This window comes from Streptomyces sp. NPDC050548, from assembly GCF_044457385.1.
GTDB lineage: Bacteria > Actinomycetota > Actinomycetes > Streptomycetales > Streptomycetaceae > Streptomyces.
Genome location: NZ_JBITGV010000054.1, coordinates 1 through 1344, shown reverse-complemented (window position 1 = coordinate 1344; position 1344 = coordinate 1). Strand labels below are relative to the sequence as shown.

General features: G+C 68.1%; 2 protein-coding genes. Both read left to right on the top strand.

What is annotated here, in order from left to right; translation table 11 throughout:
- Positions 1 to 106: 106 nt before the first annotated feature.
- Positions 107 to 928, top strand: a complete 822-nt coding sequence (locus ACIBJH_RS48190) for an IS5 family transposase (protein WP_399123424.1) — start codon at positions 107 to 109, stop codon at positions 926 to 928.
- Positions 929 to 999: 71 nt separating this feature from the next.
- Positions 1000 to 1329 (top strand): hypothetical protein, encoded by a 330-nt coding sequence (locus ACIBJH_RS48185; RefSeq protein ID WP_399123422.1) that lies wholly within the window; start codon positions 1000 to 1002, stop codon positions 1327 to 1329.
- The last annotated feature ends 15 nt before the right edge of the window (positions 1330 to 1344 follow it).

Sequence of the window (1344 nt, the reverse complement as noted above, 5' to 3'; positions counted from 1 at the left end):
CTAGGGCGTGTTTTAGAAGTGGGCTTCATCATTCGGGCTGCGCCGTGATGATCGCGATGTGGGGCGAGGGGATCTTTCTGACGATCAGTGGGCTGTGCTGGAACCGATGCTGCCGGTGGCGATCCGGGGCAGGCCGGCGGTGGGGCGGAGGAGGCTGATCGATGGGATCCGATGGCGGGTTCGTACGGGTGCTCCGTGGAGAGATCTGCCATCGGAGTACGGGCCGTGGCAGACGGTCTATGGGCTCTTCCGTCGCTGGCAGCGTGACGGCACCTGGCCCGAACTGCTGACCCGACTGCAGGCCCGGGCGGATGCGGCTGGGCTGATCACGTGGGAGATCAACGTCGACTCCACGATCTGCCGGGCCCACCAACACGCCGCAGGCGCCCGCCGCGACGGGCAGGCCCAGAAGGAACCGCCGGGCGGAGCCCGCGCCGAGCCCGACGACCACGGCCTGGGCCGGTCCCGGGGAGGCTTCACTACCAAGATCCACCTGGCCTGCGAGCAGGGGCAACGGCCGCTGTCTTTACTGGTCACCGCAGGCCAGCGCGGTGACAGTCCTCAGTTCGCCGCCATCTTGGAAGGCGTCCGAGTGCCCCGCACCGGACCCGGCCGTCCCCGCGTCCGCCCACTGCGAGTTCGGGGCGACAGGGCCTACTCGTCCCGCGCCAATCGGGCCTACCTTCGAAGGCGGGGAATCCGCTGCACGATCCCGGAGCCTGCCGACCAGGCCGCCCACCGCAAACGGCGCGGGAAGGCCGGCGGGCGGCCACCGGCCTTCGACCGCGAGGACTACAAGGCCCGGCACGCGGTCGAGTGCGGGATCAACCGCCTCAAGCGCAACCGGTCGGTCGCCACCCGGTTCGACAAACTCGCCGTCCGCTTCGAAGCCACCGTCCTGATCGCCGCGATTAGCGAATGGCTGTGACCGGCCTGAGCTGTCGCTTCCTCATGCCATGCTGACCGCGACCCAGGTGAACAGGCGAGGGGAAGGCAACGATGGGGGCTCAGTACTACGGCGCCGACAGCGAGAACGGCGACCGCATCGACGACCCCTCCGAGGACGCGCTGTTCATGCTGATCAGCGACCTCAACGACTCCGACAACACCTTCGTGGTCGTCCAGCCCGACGAGGACGACCCCGTCTGGTTCGCCTCCGTGGCCGTCCTGGACGAAGGCGGCTACGAGATCGTCCGTCGTGACACCACCCGCAACGAACATGAGGTCACCACGGCGACCAGCATCAACGACATCGCCCGCGACCTCACCATCTGGATGGCCACCCGCGACTTCCCCGGACGGCCAACCAGACAGGTCAGCGAGTTCTAAAACACGGCCTAGGCG